Below are 20,533 nucleotides of genomic sequence, written 5' to 3' on the forward strand. Positions count from 1 at the left end.
GCCACCCCCACCGACGGCCCCCGCGGCGCGCACCCCTGGCGCCCGCGGGGGTCGTCCCGCGTCCGGGGTCAGTCCGAGGCGAGGGCCGTGCGCATCGGGACCAGCTTCGCGCGGGACTCCGCCAGCTCGGCCGCCGGGTCGGACGCCGCGACGATGCCGCAGCCCGCGAACAGCCGGAGGCGGTGCGGGTCGTCCGGGTCGAGCTCCGCGGACCGCAGCCCGATGCCCCACTCGCCGTCGCCGTCCGCGCCGACCCAGCCGACGGGGCCGGCGTACCGGGCGCGGTCCATGCCCTCGATCGCCCGGATGAGGTCGCGGGCGGCCGCGGTCGGCGTGCCGCAGACCGCGGCGGTGGGGGTGCAGCGCGGCCGCGAGGGCGAGCGACGTGGGGTGCGGGCCGCCGTCGGCGTCCGCCCCGGTCCCGCGGAGCACCGCGGTCACGTCGGACGCCAGGTGCAGCACGTTCGGCAGGTGCAGCACGAACGGGACGTCGGGCACGTTGGTCGACGAGCAGAACGGCGCGAGCGCCTGCGCGACCGAGGACACCGCGTACTCGTGCTCCTCGAGGTCCTTCGACGAGTGGGCGAGGATCGCGGCGCGCGCCAGGTCGGCGTCGTCGTCACCGGTGCGGCGGATCGTGCCGGCGAGGACGCGCGACGTCACCAGGCCCTGGTCCGAGCGGACCAGCAGCTCCGGGGGTCGCGCCGATCAGGCCGTCGACGGAGAACGTCCAGCAGGTCGGGTACCGGTCGGCGAGCCGGCCGAGGGCGTGCCGGACGTCCAGCGGCTCGGCGGTCGTGGCGACCTCGTCGCGGGCCAGCACCACCTTGTCGACCTCGCCGGCGCGGATGGCGGCGACGCCGCGGGCGACCACGGCTGGCCAGTGCCCGGCCTCGACGGCGCCGGACGCGTAGGTCACGGCCCCGGGGGCGCGGACCGGGGTCAGGCCGGCGACGTGCCGGGCGACCAGCGCCCAGTCCGGCGCGGGGCCGAGGGTGCCGGCGGTCTCGACGACCGTCAGCCAGGACCGCCCGTCCCGGCGGCCGACGACCACGCGCGGCACCACGAGCGCGCCGCCCGCGGCGGACAGGTCGTCGAACGCGAACGAGCCGAACGCCACCGGCCCGGTGCCGGGCAGCCCGACCTCGTCCCGGACGACGGCGTGCCGGACGAGGTCCTGCCACCAGCGCTCGGCGTCGGCGAACCGGTCGGCGCCCCGGACGTCGATCCGCGCGGCCTCGCCCCACCCGACGAGCCCGTCGCCCCGGCGCACCCAGGTGAGCGGGGCGTCCTCGGGGAGCAGGGAGAGCAGGTCGTCCGGGGCGTCGATCCGGACGGTGCGCACCACGAGCGGCTCGGGGTGCGAGGACGCCGCAGCCTGGCGGTCGTCGAGGGGGCTGGTCATCGCCGACCAGGGTACGACCGCGCGCGAGGCGCCCGCGCGACCTGACACGATGGGCCCATGCCCCGCGCCTCGCTCGACAAGGACCCGCACGACGTCGCCACGATGTTCGACGGCGTCGCCCGCCGCTACGACCTGACCAACGACGTGCTGTCGCTCGGCCAGGACCGGATGTGGCGCACGGCCACCCTGAAGGCGCTCGACGCGCTGCCGGGGGAGACCGTCCTCGACCTGGCCGCGGGCACCGGCACCTCGAGCGAGCCGCTGGCGGACGCCGGCGTGAAGGTCGTCCCGTGCGACCTGTCGACGGGGATGCTCACGGTCGGCAAGCGCCGCCGCCCCGACCTCCCGTTCACCGCGGGCGACGCGACGGCCCTGCCGTTCGCGGACGGGGTGTTCGACGCCGTGACGATCTCGTTCGGCCTGCGGAACGTGGTGGACACGGTCGGCGCGCTGGAGGAGATGCGCCGCGTGACCAGGCCGGGCGGCCGGCTCGTGGTGTGCGAGTTCTCGACGCCGACCTGGGCGCCGTTCCGCACCGTGTACTCGGGGTACCTCGTCAAGGCGCTGCCGGCGGTGGCGAAGGTCGTCGCGCGGGAGACGGCCGCGTACGACTACCTGGCCGAGTCGATCCAGGACTGGCCCGACCAGCTGGGTCTGGCGAAGCTCCTCAAGGAGGCGGGCTGGGGCTCGGTCGCCTACCGGAACCTGTCCGGCGGCATCGTCGCCCTGCACCGCGCCACGAATCCTGGGATCAATTAGCGCGGAATGGTGGGACGAAAGTCCCGCATAACCCCTGGTCAGGAGCAGCGACGCTACTGAGGCAAACCTTCGCAGACAGATCGTTGGTCGTATCACTAGACTCGCCCTGTCAACACGTGTGAAGGCATTCACAAATGGGGCGAACTGTGCACAGTGGCAAGAGCGATGACGCGGACGTCATCGTCGTCGGCGCCGGACCCGGCGGGTCCAGCGCCGCGTACCACTGCGCCGCCGCGGGCCTGTCGGTCCTGCTGCTCGACAAGGCGAGCTTCCCCCGGGACAAGATCTGCGGCGACGGCCTGACGCCGCGCGCCGTGGCCGAGCTGGTCCGGATGGGCGTGCCGCTGCGCGAGCAGGACGGCTGGATCCGGAACGTCGGCCTGCGGGTCCTGGGCGGCGGCCACGTGGTCGAGCTGCCGTGGCCCGAGCTGTCCTCCTACCCGTCGTACGGCCTGGCCCGCGCGCGCACCTCGCTCGACCACCTGCTGCTCGAGCACGCCCGCGCCGCCGGCGCCAAGGTGCAGGAGCGGACCAACGTCACCGGCCCCCTGGTCGACGAGCGCACCGGCCGCGTCGTCGGCGTCCAGGCCCGCCCGGTGGACGCCGACGGCCGCCGCGCGGGGGGCCCGGTCGAGTACCGCGCCCCCGTCGTCATCGCCGCCGACGGCGTGTCCGCCCGGCTCGCGACCGGTCTCGGCCTCGAGAAGCGCCAGGACCGCCCGATGGGCGTCGCGGTGCGCACCTACTTCGAGACCCCGCGGCACGACGACCCGTGGATGGAGAGCCACCTCGAGCTCTGGGACGGCAGGCCCGGCGAGTCGGACCTCATGCCCGGCTACGGCTGGATCTTCTCGCTCGGCGACGGCACCGCCAACGTCGGCCTCGGCTCGGTGTCCTCGACCGCCGCCGCGACCAAGGTCGACTACAAGGACCTGTTCGCGAAGTGGATGGCGAACGCCCCCGCGGACTGGGAGTTCACCCCGGAGCACCAGCTCGGCCCGGTGCGCGGCGCCGCGCTGCCGATGGGCTTCAACCGCGGCCCGCTGTACGGCCGCGGGCTCATGCTCGTCGGCGACGCCGCCGGGATGATCAGCCCGTTCAACGGCGAGGGCATCGCCTACGCCCTGCAGGCCGGCCGGGTCGCCGCGGACGCGATCGTCCAGGCCGCCGCCCGGGGCACCGCCGCCGGGCGGGAGCGCGCGCTCACCACCTACGGCGCGCGGATGAAGGACGACCTGGGCGGGTACTACACGCTCGGCCGGGTGTTCGTGAAGCTGATCGAGCGCCCCGAGATCATGCGGGCCTGCACGAGGTACGGCCTGCCTCGCCCGCTGGTCATGAAGCTCACGCACAAGCTGCTCGCGGACTGCTACGAGCCGCACGGCGGCGACTGGGCCGACCGGACCATCGCCGCCCTCGCGCGTCTGGCGCCGGCCTCGTGACGGCCGCCGCCCGCACCGGGCCGCCCTGACGGGCGGCGCGCCGGCCTCGCCCGCCGGACGCGCCCCGCCCCCGCAGCCCCACGGAAGCACTCCACCCCCCACCGGGAGAGCACCGATGACCAACCCGTACGTCCCCCTCCTCGTCATGATGGGGGTGGCCGCCGTCCTCGCGGTCGGCGGCCTCGCCGCCAGCGCCGTGATCGGCCCCAAGCGCTACAACCGCGCCAAGCTCGAGGCCTACGAGTGCGGCATCCAGCCGACCCCGCACGCCGTCGGCGGCGGCCGGTTCCCGGTGAAGTACTACCTGGTCGCGATGACCTTCATCATCTTCGACATCGAGGTCGTGTTCCTCTACCCGTGGGCCGTCAGCTTCGGTGAGCTGGCCGTCTTCGGGCTGGTGGCGATGGTGGGGTTCCTCGCGCTGATCACCGTGCCGTTCCTCTACGAGTGGCGGCGCGGCGGTCTCGAGTGGGACGAGGACTGAGATGGGTATCGAAGAGGCTCCCAGCGGCTTCCTGCTGACGTCGGTCGAGACGCTCGCCGGCCTGGTCCGGAAGGCCTCGCTCTGGCCGGTGACCTTCGGCCTCGCGTGCTGCGCGATCGAGATGATGGCGACGGGCGGGTCCCGGTTCGACATCTCCCGGTTCGGCATGGAGGTGTTCCGCGCCTCGCCGCGCCAGTCCGACCTCATGATCGTGGCCGGGCGGGTCAGCCAGAAGATGGCGCCCGTGGTGCGGCAGGTCTACGACCAGATGGCCGAGCCCAAGTGGGTGCTGTCGATGGGCGTGTGCGCCAGCAGCGGCGGCATGTTCAACAACTACGCGATCGTCCAGGGCGTCGACCACGTCGTGCCGGTCGACATCTACCTGCCGGGCTGCCCGCCGCGGCCGGAGATGCTGATCAACGCGATCCTCGAGCTGCACGAGCAGATCAAGGCCGAGCCCCTCGGCAAGAACCGGGCCGACATCGCCCGCGAGGTCGAGGCCGCCGCGCTGCGCGCCGAGCCCACCTCCCACATGACGGGGCTGCTGCGATGAGCGACGAGAAGCAGGACGCCGCCGCGGCCGCCAAGGCCGGGGACGCCGCCTCCGCGGACGCCGGGGCGCAGACGACCAGCGAGGCGGCCCTGGAGGCCGGCGCGCAGAACGTCCCGGCCGACCGGTCGCTGCCGCTCGAGGTCGTCCAGACCCGGCACGGCATGTTCGGCGTGCACGGCTCCGGCGACACCTCCGGGTTCGGCGGCCTGGTGCAGACCGTGGCGCTGCCCGGCCCGAGCGAGCGGCCGTACGGCGGCTGGTTCGACGAGGTCGTGGACGTGCTGACCGAGCTGCTGGACGGCTCCGGCACCGGCGCGGCCGCCGCGCTGGAGTCGGTGGTCGTCGACCGCGGCGAGCTCACGCTGAACATCGCCCGGGAGCACGTGGTCGAGGTCGCGCGGCACCTGCGCGACGACCAGGACCTCCGGTTCGAGCTGTCGCTCGGCGTCAGCGGCGTGCACTACCCGCACGACACCGGCCGCGAGCTGCACGCCGTCTACCACCTGGTGTCCGTGACGCACGGGCGCCGGCTCCGGCTCGAGGTCGCCGCACCCGAGGGCGACCCGACCATCCCCAGCACGGTCGGGGTCTACCCGGCCAACGACTGGCACGAGCGCGAGACCTGGGACTTCTTCGGCATCGTCTTCACCGGTCGCACCGACCTGGCGCGGATCGAGATGCCGGACGACTGGCCCGGCCACCCGCAGCGCAAGGACTACCCGCTCGGCGGGATCCCGGTGGAGTACAAGGGCGCCACCATCCCGCCGGCCGACCAGCGGAGGACCTACTCGTGAACTCACCCCACGACATCGCTCGCTGCGCTCCCGATCTCGCGGGGGCCCCGAGATGAGCACGACGACCCCCAGGGCGACCGGCCACCTCGTCGACGACGAGACCGTCGGCCTGCGCACCTTCGAGGCGACCGGCGGCGACTGGTCCGACATCGCGGAGGAGGCGGCCCGGCTCGGCGAGCAGCGCATCGTCGTCAACATGGGCCCCCAGCACCCGTCCACGCACGGCGTGCTCCGCCTCATGCTCGAGATCGACGGCGAGACGGTGACCGAGGCCCGCGCGGGCATCGGCTACCTGCACACCGGCATCGAGAAGAACATGGAGTACCGCACCTGGACCCAGGGCGTGACGTTCTGCACCCGCATGGACTACGTCGCCCCGCTGTTCCAGGAGGCCGCCTACTGCCTCGCGGTGGAGAAGCTGCTCGGCATCACCGACGACATCCCGGTCCGCGCCAGCGAGATCCGGGTGCTGATGATGGAGCTCAACCGGATCTCCTCGCACCTGGTGTGCCTGGCGACCGGCGGCAACGAGCTCGGCGCCACCACGATCATGACCATCGGGTTCACCGCCCGCGAGGAGATCCTGCGGATCTTCGAGATGGTCACCGGCCTGCGGATGAACCACGCGTACATCCGCCCCGGCGGCGTCGCGCAGGACATCCCGCCGGGCGGGCTCGACTCCGTGCGCGAGGCGCTGGTCGGCGTGCGGCGCTACCTCACGCAGCTCGAGGACCTCATGCTCGGCCAGCCGATCCTCAAGGGGCGGCTGCAGAACGTGGGCGTGCTCAACCTCGCCGGCTGCATGGCGCTCGGCATCACCGGCCCGATGCTCCGGTCCACCGGCCTGCCGTACGACGTCCGCAAGGCCGCCCCGTACTGCGGCTACGAGACCTACGACTTCGACGTCCCGGTCTCGGAGGGCTCGGACTGCTGGGACCGGATGGTCCTGCGGATCGAGGAGTGCTACCAGTCGATGCGGATCGTCGAGCAGGTGGTCGAGCGGCTGCAGGCCTCGGCCGGCACGCCCGTGATGGTCGAGGACAAGAAGATCGCCTGGCCCGCCCAGCTCGCCATCGGCAGCGACGGCATGGGCAACTCGCTCGACCACATCCGGGAGATCATGGGCACCTCGATGGAGGCCCTGATCCACCACTTCAAGCTGGTGACGGAGGGCTTCCGGGTCCCCGCCGGCCAGGCGTGGCAGACCGTCGAGCACCCCCGCGGCGAGCTCGGCGTGCACCTCGTCTCCGACGGGGGCACCAAGCCGTACCGGGCGCACTTCCGCGACCCGTCGTTCAACAACCTGCAGGCCGTCTCGGTGCTCTGCGAGGGCGGGCAGGTGGCGGACGTCGTCTGCTCCGTCGCCTCCATCGACCCGGTGCTCGGAGGGGTGGACCGCTGATGACCGCCATCGACCACCCGCGGATCCCCGGCTCGGGGCGCCCGCGCGCGGCCTACGACGACGCGACCCGGGAGCGGCTCGCCGCCGACGCGGCGCAGGTCGTCGCCCGGTACCCCGACCCGCGCTCGGCCCTGCTGCCGCTGCTGCACCTGGTGCAGTCCGAGGACGGCTACGTGAGCCCGGCGGGCATCGCGTTCTGCGCGGCGACGCTCGACCTGTCGACGGCCCAGGTGTCCGCGGTCGCGACGTTCTACACCCAGTACAAGCGCCGCCCGAACGGCGAGTACACGGTGGGCGTCTGCACCAACACGCTCTGCGCCATCATGGGCGGCGACGCGATCTGGGAGGACCTCACCGACCGGCTCGGCATCGGCCACGACGAGACGACGGGCGACGGCAGGATCACGCTCGAGCGGATCGAGTGCAACGCCGCCTGCGACTACGCGCCGGTGATGATGATCAACTGGGAGTTCTTCGACAACCAGACGCCGGACTCGGCCGCCGAGGTGGTCGGGAGGCTCATCGCGGGGGAGCCGGTGGCCCCGACCCGCGGCCCGGCCCGGGTGCAGACCTTCAAGCAGGTGTCCCGCGTGCTGGCCGGGTTCGACGACGGCCTCGCGGACGAGGGCGTGGCGGCCGGCGGGCCGACCCTCCGCGGGCTGCGGCTCGCGCGGGAGAACGGCTGGACCGCCCCGTCGGTCGACGCCGGCGAGCGCGACGCCGCGCAGGCCGAGGACGCGGCCCCCGCGGCGCCCGCCGCCGGCACCGCCGCACCCGCGGCCTCCGCGCCGCAGCCCGGCGGCGAGCAGTCCTCCGTCGACCGCCCCGCGGCCGGCGCCCCCGAGCGGACCGCCGACCAGGAGAAGGCCGAGCACCGCGCCGACGACACGAGCAAGCCCGCCGACAGCGAGAAGGAGTCGTGATGGCCGACGCGACGACCCTGACCCCGGTCCTGAGCGACCGGTGGGACGCCGACCGCCCGTGGGACCTCGGCACGTACGAGGCCCGCGGCGGCTACCGCGGGCTGCGCAAGGCCCTGACGATGGACGCCGGCGACGTCGTGACCACCGTCAAGGACTCCGGCCTGCGCGGCCGCGGCGGCGCAGGCTTCCCGACCGGCATGAAGTGGGGCTTCCTGCCCGCGCCGGACGGCGGCCCGCGCTACCTGGTGGTCAACGCCGACGAGTCCGAGCCGGGCACCTGCAAGGACATCCCGCTGATGCTGGCGGACCCGCAGCTGCTGGTCGAGGGCGTGGCCATCACGTCCTACGCGATCGGCTGCCACCACGCGTTCATCTACCTGCGCGGCGAGGTCGTGCACGTCTACCGCCGGCTGCTGCACGCGGTCGAGCAGGCGTACGCGAAGGGCTACCTCGGGAAGAACATCCTGGGCAGCGGCTACGACCTGGACGTCACCGTGCACGCCGGCGCCGGCGCGTACATCTGCGGCGAGGAGACCGCGCTGCTCGACTCGCTCGAGGGCCGCCGCGGCCAGCCGCGCCTCAAGCCGCCGTTCCCCGCGGTCGCCGGCCTCTACGCCCGGCCGACCGTCGTGAACAACGTCGAGTCGATCGCCTCGGTGCCCGGCATCGTGGTCGGCGGCTCCGACTGGTTCCGCACCATGGGCACCGACCGGTCGCCCGGCCACGGCCTGTTCTCGCTGTCCGGGCACGTGAGGAACCCGGGCCAGTACGAGGCGCCGCTCGGCATCACCATGCGCGAGCTGCTGGCGATGGCCGGCGGGGTCCGCGAGGGCCACGAGCTGAAGTTCTGGACACCGGGCGGCTCGTCGACGCCGATCTTCACCGCCGAGCACCTCGACGTCCCGCTCACCTACGAGGAGGTCGGCGCCGCCGGCTCGATGCTCGGCACCCGCGCGCTGCAGGTGTTCGACGACTCGGTGTCGGTGGTCAAGGCCGTGTCCCGGTGGACGCAGTTCTACAAGCACGAGTCCTGCGGCAAGTGCACCCCGTGCCGCGAGGGCACGTTCTGGCTCGCGCAGGTGCTCGGCCGCCTGGAGGCCGGCCAGGGCACGTCGGGCGACATCGACCTGCTGCTCGACCTGTGCGACAACATCCTCGGCAAGGCGTTCTGCGCCCTGGGCGACGGCGCGACCAGCCCGATCACCTCGGCGATCCAGTACTTCCGGGAGGAGTTCGAGGCGGGCACCCACACGCCCGCCGACGTGCTGTTCCCGCCGGAGCGCGCCTCGCTCTTCCCCTACACGCCGCGCCGCAGCGGCCAGCTCGCGGGAGCCCACTGATGACCGTCACCGCATCGAAGCCCGCCGGGTCGGGCGCGACGCCGCCGCCCGAGCCGAAGCCCGACGGGGTCACGTTCACGATCGACGGCATCGAGACCACCGTGCCGAAGGGCACCCTGGTCATCCGCGCCGCCGAGCAGCTCGGCATCCAGATCCCCCGGTTCTGCGACCACCCGCTGCTGGCCCCGGCCGGCGCCTGCCGCCAGTGCCTCGTGGAGGTCTGGGCCCCCGGCCGCGACGGCAAGGTCGCGAAGATGCCGAAGCCGCAGGCCTCCTGCACGCTCACCGCGACGCCCGGCATGGACGTCCGCACCCAGCGCACCTCCGCCGAGGCGGACAAGGCGCAGCACGGCGTCATGGAGCTGCTGCTCATCAACCACCCGCTGGACTGCCCGGTCTGCGACAAGGGCGGCGAGTGCCCCCTGCAGAACCAGGCGATGTCGAACGGCCGCAGCCAGACCCGGTTCGTCGACATCAAGCGGACGTTCCCCAAGCCGATCGCCGTCTCGACCGAGATCCTGCTCGACCGCGAGCGGTGCATCCTCTGCCAGCGGTGCACCCGGTTCTCCCGGGAGATCGCCGGCGACCCGTTCATCGACCTGCAGAAGCGCGGCGCGATGCAGCAGATCGGCCGGTTCGACGCCGACGTGCTGGGCTTCGCCGGCGCGGGGGTCGACGGCGAGGACGGGGCGGCCGACGGCACGCTCGCGTTCGACGACCGGGTCTTCCTCGGCGCCGACATCCCGGTGGGTCCGTCTGCGCCCACAGTGGACGACGACCGATCTGGATCCCCGTTCGCGTCCTACTTCTCCGGCAACACCGTGCAGATCTGCCCGGTCGGCGCGCTGACCGGCGCGGCCTACCGGTTCCGCGCCCGCCCGTTCGACCTGGTGTCGACCCCCGGCGTGGCCGAGCACGACTCGTCCGGCGCGGCGATCCGCGTCGACCACCGCCGCGGCGTCGTGCTGCGCCGGCTCGCGGGGGAGGACCCCGAGGTCAACGAGGAGTGGATCACCGACAAGGACCGGTTCGCCTTCACCTGGCAGTCCGAGGCCGACCGGATCACCACGCCCCTGGTGCGGGACCGCGCGGAGGACGGCGGCCGCGGCGAGCTGCACCCCGCGTCCTGGGCCGAGGCCCTGGAGGTCGCGGCGCACGGGCTGGAGCAGGCACGCGCCGCGGGCGGCGTCGGGGTGCTCCCCGGCGGCCGGCTGACCGTCGAGGACGCCTACGCCTACGGCAAGTTCGCCCGCGTGGTGCTCGGCACCAACGACGTCGACCTGCGCGCCCGGCCGCACTCGGACGAGGAGCTCGCGTTCCTCGGCCACGCGGTCGCCGGCACCGGCCTGGGCGTCACGTTCCGCGACCTGGAGGCCGCGCCGACCGTCCTGCTCGCCGGCCTGGAGGCCGAGGAGGAGGCCGGGATCGTGTTCCTGCGGCTGCGCAAGGGCGTGGTCGCGGGCCGCACGAAGGTGCACGCGGTGGCGCCGCTGGCCAGCCGCGGGCTGGAGCGCCTGGACGGCACGCTGCTGCGCGCCGCCCCGGGCACCGAGCCCGAGGTGCTGGACGCCGTCGGCACCGGCGACCTCGCCGACCTCGGGGCCGCGCTCGGCGCCGAGGGCGCGCTGGTCCTGGTGGGCGAGCGCCTCGCCGCGGTGCCCGGCGCCCTGTCCGCCGTGCTCCGGCTGGCCGACCGCACCGGCGCCCGCGTCGCGTGGATCCCGCGCCGCGCCGGCGAGCGGGGCGGCGTCGAGGCCGGTGCGCTGCCGACCCTGCTGCCCGGCGGCCGCCCGGTCGCCGACGCCGCGGCGCGCGTGGACGTGGCCGCCGCCTGGGACGTCGAGCACCTGCCGACCGAGCCCGGCCGCGACACCGCCGCGATCCTCGCGGCCGCCGCGGACGGGACCCTCGGCGGCCTGCTGGTCGGCGGCGTGGACGTGCGCGACCTGCCCGACCCGGCCGCCGCCCGCGCGGCGCTGGCCGCCGCCGGCTTCGTCGTCTCGCTCGAGGTCCGGGCCTCCGAGGTCACCGCGCTCGCCGACGTCGTGCTGCCGGTCGCCCCGCCCGTGGAGCGCCCCGGCACGTACGTGTCCTGGGAGGGCCGGGTGCGGCCGTTCCCGCAGGCGCTCACCTCGACCGCGATGCCGGACCACCGCGTCCTCGACGCGCTGGCCGACGAGCTCGGGGTGACCCTCGGCCTGCGCACCGTCACCGAGGTGCACGCCGACGCCGACCCGCTGACCGGCGAGTGGGACGGCGCCCGCGTCGCCGCCCCGGACGTCGCCGCCGCCGAGCCGCCGGCCGTCGCCGCGGGCCACGCGGTCCTGGCGTCCTGGCACCAGCTGCTCGACGCCGGCCGGCTGCAGGACGGCGAGCCGTTCCTGGCCGGCACCGCCAAGCGCCCCGTCGTCCGGCTGTCGCCCGCGACGGCCGCGGCCGCCGGGGTGCTGGACGGCGCGCTGCTGACCGTCGCCACCGACGCCGGGTCGATCACGCTGCCGGCCGTCGTCACCGACATGGCCGACCACGTCGTCTGGCTGCCCACCGCCTCGGCGGGCAGCCAGGTCCGGGACGCGCTGCGCGCGGTGCCGGGCGACCTGGTCCGGGTCGGGCCCGCCGCCGACGCACCCGCGGACGGCACCGCCACCGACGAGGAGGTGACCGCGTGACCGCGACCCTCGCGGCCGTGCTGCCCACCGTGCTCCCCGCCGCCGCGGCGGACGGGGGCGCGGCCGACTTCAGCCAGGACGTGTTCTGGGTCTGGCTGCTCAAGGCCGTCGGCATCCTGGTGTTCCTGCTGCTCAGCGTGCTCATCGCCATCTGGTTCGAGCGCCGCGTCGTCGGCCGGATGCAGCTGCGCCCGGGCCCCAACGTGCACGGCCCCTTCGGCCTGTTCCAGTCGCTCGCCGACGCGATGAAGCTCCTGCTCAAGGAGGACGTCACCGTCAAGGCGGCCGACAAGCTGGTCTACCTGGTGGCGCCGTTCATCGCGGTGTTCTGCTCGCTGCTGACGATGGCGGTCATCCCGTTCGGCCCCGAGGTGTCGATCTTCGGCGTGCTCACCCCGCTGCAGCTCACCGACTTCCCGGTCGCGGTGCTGTACATCCTGGCCTGCGCCTCGGTCGGCGTGTACGGCATCGTCCTCGGCGGCTGGTCGTCCAACTCGACCTACCCGCTGCTCGGCGCCGTGCGGTCCACCGCGCAGGTCATCTCGTACGAGCTCGCGATGGGCCTGTCCCTGGTCAGCGTGTTCATCCTGGCCGGGTCGATGTCGACCTCGGAGATCGTCGCCTCGCAGACGACCATCTGGTGGCTGATCCCGCTCGCGCCGGCGTTCGTCATCTACGTCATCTCGATGGTCGGCGAGACCAACCGGCTGCCGTTCGACCTCCCCGAGGCCGAGGGCGAGCTGGTCGGCGGCTACACCACCGAGTACTCGTCGATGAAGTTCGCCTGGTTCTTCCTGGCCGAGTACATCAACATGCTCAACGTCTCGGCCGTGGCGACCACGCTGTTCTTCGGCGGCTGGCGCGCCCCGTGGCCGCTGTCCTGGATCGGTGACGGCGTGCTCAACACGGGCTGGTGGCCGCTGCTGTGGTTCGTCGCCAAGGTCTGGCTGTTCATGTTCCTGTTCGTGTGGATCCGCGGCACGCTGCTGCGGTTCCGGTACGACCAGTTCATGAAGTTCGGCTGGAAGGTGCTGATCCCGGCCGCGCTGGTCTGGCTGGTCTGCGTCGCGGTCGTCCAGGGCGTCCGCCAGTTCGGCGGCGCGGACGTCATGGCGATGCTGCCCTGGCTCGGCGGCGCGATCCTCGTGATCGTCGCGCTGTCCTTCCTCATCCCGGAGAAGAAGGCCGCTCCGGAGCCGGCGCCGTCGGACGAGCCGTTCGACGCCTTCGCCGGCGGCTTCCCCGTCCCGCCGCTGCCCGGCCAGAGCCTGCCGCCGTCGCCGCGCGCCGCGCGCCGCGAGGCCCAGCCGCCCGCGTCGCCCGCCCTCGTCGGCGGGCCCGCGTCGGGCGGCCAGGGCGCGGACGGCGACGCCCCCGAGTCCCCCACCCAGGAGGTGCCGCGTGGCTGACACGCCGGACAAGTCCGTCGAGCGGAAGGGCGGCGGTGGCGAGGTCGCCCGGCCCGCCCAGGTCCGCCCGTACGAGTCGCTGATCCCGAAGCGGAGCCCGGTCGCCGACGCGCTCGCGCCCGCCGCCGGGTTCGGCGTGACGATCAAGAACTTCTTCAGCCGGACCGTCACCGAGCAGTACCCGTTCGAGACGGCGCCCGTGAAGCCGCGGTTCCACGGCCGGCACCAGCTCAACCGGTACCCGGACGGGCTGGAGAAGTGCATCGGCTGCGAGCTGTGCGCGTGGGCGTGCCCCGCGGACGCGATCTACGTCGAGGCGTCGGACAACACCCCCGAGAAGCAGATGTCGCCTGGGGAGCGGTTCGGCAGCGTCTACCAGATCAACTACCTGCGCTGCATCTTCTGCGGCCTGTGCATCGAGGCCTGCCCGACGCGCGCGCTGACCATGACCAACGACTTCGAGCTGGCGGGCCCGACCCGCGAGGGCCTGATCTACGAGAAGCAGGACCTGCTCGCGCCGCTGGCCGAGGGCATGCTCGCCGCCCCGCACCCGATGGTCGAGGGCACGACCGACACCGAGTACTACCGCGGCGAGGTCACCGGCCCGACGCCGGCGCAGGTGGACTGGGTCGCCGAGCAGCGCCCGGACGACCCGACGCTGGAGGCCGCGCGCCGCCGTGCCGGGTCGGCGCCCGCGACCGCGTCGGCCGAGGCGCCCGCGCCCGTGGGGCGGGAGCCCCGATGACGCCGTCGACCGCCGAGACGGTCCTGTTCTGGGTCCTGGCCCCGATCATGGTGCTCGCCGCCTCCGGGCTGCTGTTCGCCCGCAAGGCGGTGCACGCCGCGCTGTGCGTCATCACCGTGATGATCTCGCTCGCGTTCCTGTACGTCGCCCAGGAGGCGCCGTTCCTCGGCGTCGTCCAGGTGGTCGTCTACACCGGCGCCGTGATGATGCTCTTCCTGTTCGTGCTCATGCTGGTCGGCGTCGACGCGTCCGACTCGCTGGTCGAGACGCTGAAGGGCCAGCGCTGGGTCGGCTGGCTCGGCGCGCTCGGCCTGGGCGTGGTGCTGGTCGGCGTCGTGGGCCGGGCCACCTACCCCGACGCCGTCGGCCTCGCCGAGGCGAACGCGCCCGGCAACCCGACCGGCGTCGCGCGGATCATCTTCGGGCAGCACGTGTTCGGCCTCGAGGTCGTCGGCGCCCTGCTGGTGACCGCGGCGCTCGGGGCCCTGGTCCTGACCCACCGGCAGCGCCTCAAGCCGCTGGTCAAGCAGCCCGAGCGCGCCGCGGCCCGCGTGGCCGCCGGCGCCCGGCTCACCCCGCTGCCCGCCCCCGGCGTGTACGCGCGGCACAACGCGATGGACGTCCCCGCGCTGGACCCCGACGGGAACCCGATCGAGGACTCCGTGCCCCGCGTGCTGCGGATCCGCGGCCAGGAGGCCGGCACGGCCGAGTACCGCGCGGACACCTACCGGCGCGCGGTCACCGCGGTGCTCGCGGAGCGCGGCACGGCCGTCACGGACGGGGAGGTGGACGCGGCGCTCGGCACGGTCGAGGACGACCCGCGGCCCGCCGCGGCACCGCCGGGGACCACGACCGGCCCGACGGCCGACATCGACCTCGGCGGCGGCTCGACCCGGACGGAGACCGAGCGGTGACCCTCACGAACTACCTGGTGCTCTCCGGGATCCTGTTCTCGATCGGCGCCGCGACGGTGCTGCTGCGCCGCAACGCGATCATCGTGTTCATGGGCGTCGAGCTCATGCTCAACGCGACCAACCTCGCGCTGGTGACGTTCTCCCGGCTGCACGGCGACCTGACCGGCCAGGTCATGGCCTTCTTCGTCATGGTCGTGGCCGCCGCGGAGGTGGTCGTCGGGCTGGCGATCATCGTGTCGATCTTCCGCACCCGGAAGTCGGCCTCGGTCGACGACATCAACCTGCTGAAGAGCTGAGGGGACTGTGGACGTGAACTCCCTCGCCCCGCTGCTGGTGGCGGTGCCGCTGGCGAGCGCGGCGGTGCTGCTGCTGCTCGGGCGGCGCTCCGACCGCTGGGGCCACTGGCTCGGCCTGCTGGCGTCGACCGCGGCGTTCGTCGTCGGCGCGCTGCTGCTGGTCGAGCTGCTCGGCCGGCCCGCGGACGACCGCTCGATCGACGTGCACCTGTTCGACTGGATCTCCGCGGGGCGGTTCGACCTGTCGGCCGGGCTGCTGGTCGACCCGCTGTCGCTCACCTTCGTCCTGCTGGTGACGTTCGTCGGCTCGCTGATCCACCTGTACTCGGTCGCGTACATGGCGCACGACGCCGCGCGCCGCCGGTTCTTCGCCTACCTGAACCTGTTCATCGCGGCGATGCTGATCCTGGTCCTCGCGGACTCCTACCTGCTGCTGTTCGTCGGCTGGGAGGGCGTCGGCCTGGCGTCGTACCTGCTCATCGGGTTCTGGAACCACCACACCCCGTACGCGGTCGCCGCCAAGAAGGCCTTCGTCGCCAACCGCATCGGCGACATCGGTCTGCTGGTCGCGCTCATGCTCATGTTCGCGACGTTCGGCTCGGTGGACTTCGCGTCGGTCTCCGCGGGCATCGACGGCGGGCTCGCCTCCACCGCCACGCTCACGGCGACGGGCCTCATGCTGCTGCTCGCCGCGTGCGGCAAGTCGGCGCAGTTCCCGCTGCAGTCCTGGCTCGGCGACGCCATGGCCGGCCCGACCCCGGTGTCCGCGCTCATCCACGCGGCGACCATGGTCACGGCCGGCGTCTACCTGATCGTCCGGTCCGCGCCGGTGTTCGAGGGCGCGCCCACCGCGCAGCTCGTCGTCACGATCGTCGGCGCGATCACCCTGGTGTTCGGGGCGATCGTCGGTTGCGCCAAGGACGACATCAAGAAGGCGCTCGCCGCGTCGACGATGTCCCAGATCGGCTACATGGTGCTCGCCGCCGGCCTCGGCCCGGTCGGGTACGCGTTCGCGATCTTCCACCTCGTCACCCACGGCTTCTTCAAGGCCGGCATGTTCCTCGGCGCCGGGTCGGTGATGCACGGGATGGACGACCAGACCGACATGCGCCGGTTCGGGGCGCTGCGCAAGTACATGGTCATCACCTGGGTGACGTTCGGCCTCGGCTGGCTGGCGATCCTCGGCGTCCCGCCGTTCTCCGGCTTCTGGTCGAAGGACAAGATCATCGAGTCCGCGTTCGTCGTGCCCGAGGGTGCCGGCGAGTGGCGGGCCTGGCTGTTCGGCGCGGTCGCGCTGATCGGCGCCGGGATCACCGCGTTCTACATGTCGCGGCTGTTCTTCATGACCTTCCACGGGAAGAAGCGCTGGACCAAGGACGCCGAGGGGCACGAGCCGCACCCGCACGAGTCGCCCGCGCTGATGACCATCCCGATGGTCGTGCTCGCGATCGGCTCGGTCGGCCTCGGCTTCGTGCTCCAGGCAGGCGGGTTCACCACCTGGCTGGAGCCGGTGACCGGGCACGTCGAGCACCACGAGCCCGTGCTGCCGGTCCTGGTGATCCAGGTCGTCACGCTGCTGGCCGTCGCGGTGGGCCTCGTGCTCGCCTGGCGGCAGTACGCCTCGCTGCCGGTGCCGGAGACGGCGCCGGAGGGGTCGCCGCTCACCCGCGCGGCCCGGGTCGACCTCTACCAGGACGCCGTCAACGACGCCGTGCTGGTCGAGCCCGGCCGCCACCTGACCCGCTCGCTCGTCTACGGCGACCGCACCGCCGTCGACGGGACGTTCACCGGGCTCGGCCGCCTCACGGTCGGGATCGGGGAGCTCGTGCGCAGGCTGCAGACGGGTTACGCCCGCCAGTACGCCGCCACGATGCTGCTCGGCCTCGTCGTGCTGGCCGTCGTCGTCCTGGCACCTCGGATCTGAGGGGAAGTCGATGTCGTCCACCGTCGCCACCACGGACGTGCCGTGGCTGACCCTCCTCATCGTGTGGCCGCTCGTCGGCGCGCTCGTCCTGTGGCTGCTGCCGCGGGGCTCGCGCGCCGCGGGGTCGGCCGACGCCGAGGTGATCGCCGCCGGGCCGCGGCGGTACACCCGCCAGATCGCCCTCGGCGTCGCGCTCGTCGAGGTCGCCCTCGGCGTCGGCGCGCTGCTGGCGTTCGACACCGGTGCCGCCCGGGTGCACCAGCTGAGCGAGACCCACGCCTGGATCTCGCAGCTCGGCGTCTCGTACGCGGTCGGCGTCGACGGCGTCGGCCTCGCGCTGGTGCTGCTCTCGGTCGTGCTCGTGCCGGTCGTGATCCTCGCCGCCTGGCGGGAGCAGGGCTCCGGCGCGCTGCCCACCGAGCGGCTGCGGCACTACCTGGCGCTCGTCCTGGTGCTGACCGCGTTCATGGTCGCGGTGTTCGCCGCCCGGGACGTGTTCCTGTTCTACGTGCTGTTCGAGGCGATGCTGATCCCGGTCTACTTCATGATCGGCGCGTTCGGCGGGCCCCGGCGGCGGTACGCGGCCGTGAAGTTCCTGCTGTTCTCGCTCGCGGGCGGGCTCATCATGCTGGCGGGCGTCATCGCGCTCTACCTGCAGGGCCCCGGCGGGCCGCAGGGCTTCCTGACCGACAACCTGACCGGCCTCGACCTGCCCGTGGGGACCGAGCGCTGGCTGTTCCTCGCGTTCTTCCTCGCGTTCGCGATCAAGGCCCCGATGTTCCCGGTGCACACCTGGCTGCCCGACGCCGCCGAGCAGGCGCCCGCCGGCACCTCCACGCTGCTGGTCGGCGTGCTCGACAAGGTCGGCACCTTCGGGATGCTCACGCTCTGCCTGCCGCTGTTCCCGGCGGCGTCCCGCTGGGCGGCGCCGGTGATCATCGCGCTGGCCGTCGTCTCGATCCTCTACGGGGCGCTGCTCGCGATCGGCCAGCAGGACCTGTTCCGGCTGGTGGCGTACACCTCGGTGTCGCACTTCGGGTTCATCGTGCTCGGCATCTTCGCCTTCACGTCGACCTCCGTCGCCGGCTCGTCGTTCTACATGGTCAACCACGGGCTCTCGACCGGGGCGCTGTTCCTGCTGGTCGGGTTCCTCGCGGCGCGCCGCGGCTCCGCCCGGATCGAGGACTTCGGCGGCCTGCAGAAGGTCACCCCGGTGCTCGCCGGCGTGTTCCTGGTGACCGGCTTGTCCGCGCTGTCGCTGCCCGGCCTGTCGACCTTCGTGTCCGAGTTCCTGGTCCTGGTCGGCTCGTTCGGCACCAACCGCGGCGCGGCGGTGGTCGCGGCGCTCGGCGTCGTGCTCGCCGCCATCTACGTCCTGTGGACCTACCAGCGCGTCTTCACGGGCCCGGTGCGCGGCGACCTCGCCGGCACCCGGGACATCGGCGGCCGCGAGCGGTGGGTCGTCGGCCCGCTCATCGCGATCATGCTGGTGCTCGGCTTCTACCCGGCGCCCGCGCTGCGCCTGGTCGACGAGCCCGCCGCGCAGACCATCGAGCACGTGGGCGGCGAGCCGCCCGCGGTCGAGATGCCGATCGCCGTCGACGGCGACTCCGAGGGGAGCGAGCAGTGAGCTTCACCGTGCCCGACATCGCGTGGGCCCAGCTCACGCCGGTGCTCATCGTCCTCGGCGCCGCCGTGGTCGGCGTGCTGGCCGAGGCCCTCGTGCCGCGGCGCGTGCGCCGGGTCGTCCAGCTGACGCTGACCCTGGTCGCGCTTGCCGGCGCCGTCGTCGCGGTCGCCGCGCTCTGGAACGGCGTCGCCGACACGGGCGGAACCGACGTGCTCGGCGGGTCGCTGCTGGTCGACGGCCCGACCCTGGTCCTGTGGGCCACCACCGCCGTGCTGGCGCTGCTCGCCGTGCTCGTGATCGCCGACCGCACCGCCACCGGCGAGGACGCGTTCGCCCCGCAGGGCGCCGCGGTGCCCGGCTCCGGCTACGAGGAGGCGGCGCGCGCCGCGGGTCTCGAGCAGACCGAGGTGTACCCGCTCGTGCTGTTCGCCACCGGCGGCATGCTGATCTTCCCGGCGACGGGCGACCTGCTGACGCTGTTCGTGGCGCTCGAGGTGCTGTCGCTGCCGCTCTACCTGCTGTCCGGGCTGTCCCGGCGGCGCCGCCTGCTCAGCCAGGAGGCGTCCATGAAGTACTTCCTGCTGGGCTCGTTCGCGTCCGCGCTGCTGCTGTTCGGCATCGCGCTGCTCTACGGGTTCTCCGGGTCGCTCCGGTACGCCGAGATCGCCGACGCCGTGCGGACCGTCTCCGGCATGGACGGGCTGCTGCTCGCCGGGTCGCTGCTCGTGCTCGCGGGGCTGCTGTTCAAGGTCGGCGCCGTGCCGTTCCACTCCTGGACCCCCGACGTGTACCAGGGCGCGCCCACCCCGATCACCGGGTTCATGGCCGCCTGCACCAAGGTCGCCGCGTTCGGCGCGCTGGTCCGGGTGTTCTACACGGTGGTGCCCGACCTGCGCTGGGACCTGGAGCCGGTGATGTGGACCGTCGCGATCGCCACCATGGCGGTCGGCACGGTCGTCGCTCTGGTGCAGACCGACGTCAAGCGGGTGCTCGCGTACTCGTCGATCGCGCACGCGGGCTTCGTGCTCACCGGCGTGGTCGCCCTGGTGCAGTCCGGGATCACGGCCGTGCTGTTCTACCTGCTCGCGTACGGCGCGGCGACGGTGGGGGCGTTCGGGATCGTGTCGCTCGTGCGGGAGCGCGGGGCGGTGCGGTCGGGTGCCGGCGCGACGGCCCGGGTGCCGGCGCTGGCGTCGGCCGCGTCCGCCGGGTCGACGGCGGACGTCGTCGGCACGGGGGCAGGTACCGACACCGAGGTCGCGGCCGTCGCCGCCGACGGCGAGGAGCCGCCGGTCGAGGCCGAGGGCCCGATCCTCGGCGAGGCCACCCACCTGTCCCAGTGGGCCGGCCTCGGCCGGACCAACCCGGTGCTCGCGACCACGTTCGCGCTGTTCCTGCTGTCGTTCGCGGGCATCCCGCTGACGGCCGGGTTCACCGGGAAGTTCGCGGTGTTCTCCGCGGCCGTCGAGGGTGGCGCGTGGCCGCTCGCGGTGGTCGGCGTCGTGGCCTCCGCGGCCGCCGCGTTCTTCTACGTGCGGATCATCGTCCTGATGTTCTTCACCAGCCCGCACGGCGGCCCGCGCGACGACGCCGACGACGAGGCCCGCCCGGGCGCCGTGGTCGTCGCGTCGCAGGGGTTCGCCGTCGTCGCCATCGGCGCCTGCGCCGTGCTCACCGTGCTGCTCGGCGTGCTGCCCGGCCCGGTCCTGGACGCCGTCGCGGGCGTCGCCCAGCTCCTGCCCTGACCGCTCTCCCGTCCGCACGCGGCCGTGCGCCCGACCACTCGCGTGGCCGGGCGCACGGCCGCGTCGGTTCTGCCCCGGCCCGTGCGGCCAGATAGGTTC

At 73.5% G+C, this 20,533-nt stretch carries 16 protein-coding genes and 1 pseudogene; 16 read left to right on the forward strand and 1 reads right to left on the reverse strand.

What is annotated here, in order from left to right; all coding sequences use genetic code 11:
- Positions 1-68: 68 nt before the first annotated feature.
- Positions 69-1,405: pseudogene (locus tag FKM96_RS21825) on the reverse strand (isochorismate synthase MenF).
- 57 nt (positions 1,406-1,462) lie between these two features.
- Between FKM96_RS21825 and FKM96_RS11780 the strand changes: the two are divergent.
- The 16 genes from FKM96_RS11780 (at position 1,463) to nuoN (ending at position 20,434) form a co-directional block, all read left to right on the forward strand.
- On the forward strand, positions 1,463-2,164 hold the full coding sequence (locus FKM96_RS11780; protein ID WP_147795388.1) for a demethylmenaquinone methyltransferase: 702 nt from the start codon (positions 1,463-1,465) through the stop codon (positions 2,162-2,164).
- A 134-nt stretch (positions 2,165-2,298) separates the two neighbouring features.
- Positions 2,299-3,606 (forward strand): geranylgeranyl reductase family protein, encoded by a 1,308-nt coding sequence (locus tag FKM96_RS11785; protein WP_147795389.1) that lies wholly within the window; start codon positions 2,299-2,301, stop codon positions 3,604-3,606.
- A 115-nt stretch (positions 3,607-3,721) separates the two neighbouring features.
- Positions 3,722-4,090, forward strand: a complete 369-nt coding sequence (locus tag FKM96_RS11790) for an NADH-quinone oxidoreductase subunit A (protein WP_147795390.1) — start codon at positions 3,722-3,724, stop codon at positions 4,088-4,090.
- 1 nt (position 4,091) lies between these two features.
- Positions 4,092-4,643, forward strand: coding sequence for an NADH-quinone oxidoreductase subunit B family protein (locus tag FKM96_RS11795; protein WP_147795391.1), 552 nt, complete (start codon positions 4,092-4,094; stop codon positions 4,641-4,643).
- Positions 4,640-5,437, forward strand: a complete 798-nt coding sequence (locus FKM96_RS11800; RefSeq protein ID WP_147795392.1) for an NADH-quinone oxidoreductase subunit C — start codon at positions 4,640-4,642, stop codon at positions 5,435-5,437. Before FKM96_RS11795 ends, FKM96_RS11800 begins: the two co-directional genes overlap by 4 nt.
- 52 nt (positions 5,438-5,489) lie before the next feature.
- Positions 5,490-6,839 (forward strand): NADH-quinone oxidoreductase subunit D, encoded by a 1,350-nt coding sequence (locus FKM96_RS11805; RefSeq protein ID WP_147795393.1) that lies wholly within the window; start codon positions 5,490-5,492, stop codon positions 6,837-6,839.
- Positions 6,839-7,762: an NADH-quinone oxidoreductase subunit NuoE gene (nuoE, locus tag FKM96_RS11810; protein ID WP_147795394.1), complete on the forward strand. Its 924-nt coding sequence runs from the start codon at positions 6,839-6,841 to the stop codon at positions 7,760-7,762. Before FKM96_RS11805 ends, nuoE begins: the two co-directional genes overlap by 1 nt.
- Positions 7,762-9,102: an NADH-quinone oxidoreductase subunit NuoF gene (gene nuoF / locus FKM96_RS11815; RefSeq protein ID WP_147795395.1), complete on the forward strand. Its 1,341-nt coding sequence runs from the start codon at positions 7,762-7,764 to the stop codon at positions 9,100-9,102. Before nuoE ends, nuoF begins: the two co-directional genes overlap by 1 nt.
- Entirely contained in the window at positions 9,102-11,771 is a 2,670-nt protein-coding gene (locus FKM96_RS11820; protein WP_147795396.1) for an NADH-quinone oxidoreductase subunit G, read from the forward strand. Before nuoF ends, FKM96_RS11820 begins: the two co-directional genes overlap by 1 nt.
- The gene (gene nuoH, locus FKM96_RS11825; protein WP_371300419.1) at positions 11,768-13,180 is read left to right on the forward strand and encodes an NADH-quinone oxidoreductase subunit NuoH; all 1,413 of its coding nucleotides are present in this window, start codon (positions 11,768-11,770) and stop codon (positions 13,178-13,180) included. Before FKM96_RS11820 ends, nuoH begins: the two co-directional genes overlap by 4 nt.
- The gene (nuoI, locus tag FKM96_RS11830) at positions 13,173-13,925 is read left to right on the forward strand and encodes an NADH-quinone oxidoreductase subunit NuoI (RefSeq protein ID WP_147795397.1); all 753 of its coding nucleotides are present in this window, start codon (positions 13,173-13,175) and stop codon (positions 13,923-13,925) included. Before nuoH ends, nuoI begins: the two co-directional genes overlap by 8 nt.
- The gene (locus FKM96_RS11835) at positions 13,922-14,839 is read left to right on the forward strand and encodes an NADH-quinone oxidoreductase subunit J (RefSeq protein ID WP_147795398.1); all 918 of its coding nucleotides are present in this window, start codon (positions 13,922-13,924) and stop codon (positions 14,837-14,839) included. Before nuoI ends, FKM96_RS11835 begins: the two co-directional genes overlap by 4 nt.
- Positions 14,836-15,135, forward strand: coding sequence for an NADH-quinone oxidoreductase subunit NuoK (gene nuoK, locus FKM96_RS11840; RefSeq protein ID WP_147795399.1), 300 nt, complete (start codon positions 14,836-14,838; stop codon positions 15,133-15,135). Before FKM96_RS11835 ends, nuoK begins: the two co-directional genes overlap by 4 nt.
- A gap of 13 nt (positions 15,136-15,148) precedes the next feature.
- Entirely contained in the window at positions 15,149-17,059 is a 1,911-nt protein-coding gene (gene nuoL, locus FKM96_RS11845) for an NADH-quinone oxidoreductase subunit L (RefSeq protein WP_147795400.1), read from the forward strand.
- A gap of 10 nt (positions 17,060-17,069) precedes the next feature.
- Positions 17,070-18,689, forward strand: a complete 1,620-nt coding sequence (locus tag FKM96_RS11850; RefSeq protein WP_147795401.1) for an NADH-quinone oxidoreductase subunit M — start codon at positions 17,070-17,072, stop codon at positions 18,687-18,689.
- Positions 18,686-20,434, forward strand: coding sequence for an NADH-quinone oxidoreductase subunit NuoN (gene nuoN, locus FKM96_RS11855; protein WP_147795402.1), 1,749 nt, complete (start codon positions 18,686-18,688; stop codon positions 20,432-20,434). The genes FKM96_RS11850 and nuoN overlap by 4 nt, the downstream gene beginning before the upstream one ends.
- The last annotated feature ends 99 nt before the right edge of the window (positions 20,435-20,533 follow it).

It is taken from the genome of Cellulomonas sp. Y8 (assembly GCF_008033115.1).
In the GTDB taxonomy this organism is placed as follows: domain Bacteria; phylum Actinomycetota; class Actinomycetes; order Actinomycetales; family Cellulomonadaceae; genus Cellulomonas.

What these genes read in the sequence shown, in the direction of transcription:
- nuoE (WP_147795394.1), top strand. Translation starts at nt 6,839, where the DNA reads ATGACCGCCATCGACCACCCGCGGATCCCCGGCTCGGGGCGCCCGCGC.
- FKM96_RS11850 (WP_147795401.1), top strand. Translation starts at nt 17,070, where the DNA reads ATGTCGTCCACCGTCGCCACCACGGACGTGCCGTGGCTGACCCTCCTC.
- FKM96_RS11820 (WP_147795396.1), top strand. Translation starts at nt 9,102, where the DNA reads ATGACCGTCACCGCATCGAAGCCCGCCGGGTCGGGCGCGACGCCGCCG.
- FKM96_RS11835 (WP_147795398.1), top strand. Translation starts at nt 13,922, where the DNA reads ATGACGCCGTCGACCGCCGAGACGGTCCTGTTCTGGGTCCTGGCCCCG.
- FKM96_RS11790 (WP_147795390.1), top strand. Translation starts at nt 3,722, where the DNA reads ATGACCAACCCGTACGTCCCCCTCCTCGTCATGATGGGGGTGGCCGCC.
- FKM96_RS11805 (WP_147795393.1), top strand. Translation starts at nt 5,490, where the DNA reads ATGAGCACGACGACCCCCAGGGCGACCGGCCACCTCGTCGACGACGAG.
- nuoF (WP_147795395.1), top strand. Translation starts at nt 7,762, where the DNA reads ATGGCCGACGCGACGACCCTGACCCCGGTCCTGAGCGACCGGTGGGAC.
- FKM96_RS11795 (WP_147795391.1), top strand. Translation starts at nt 4,092, where the DNA reads ATGGGTATCGAAGAGGCTCCCAGCGGCTTCCTGCTGACGTCGGTCGAG.
- FKM96_RS11785 (WP_147795389.1), top strand. Translation starts at nt 2,299, where the DNA reads ATGGGGCGAACTGTGCACAGTGGCAAGAGCGATGACGCGGACGTCATC.
- FKM96_RS11780 (WP_147795388.1), top strand. Translation starts at nt 1,463, where the DNA reads ATGCCCCGCGCCTCGCTCGACAAGGACCCGCACGACGTCGCCACGATG.
- FKM96_RS11800 (WP_147795392.1), top strand. Translation starts at nt 4,640, where the DNA reads ATGAGCGACGAGAAGCAGGACGCCGCCGCGGCCGCCAAGGCCGGGGAC.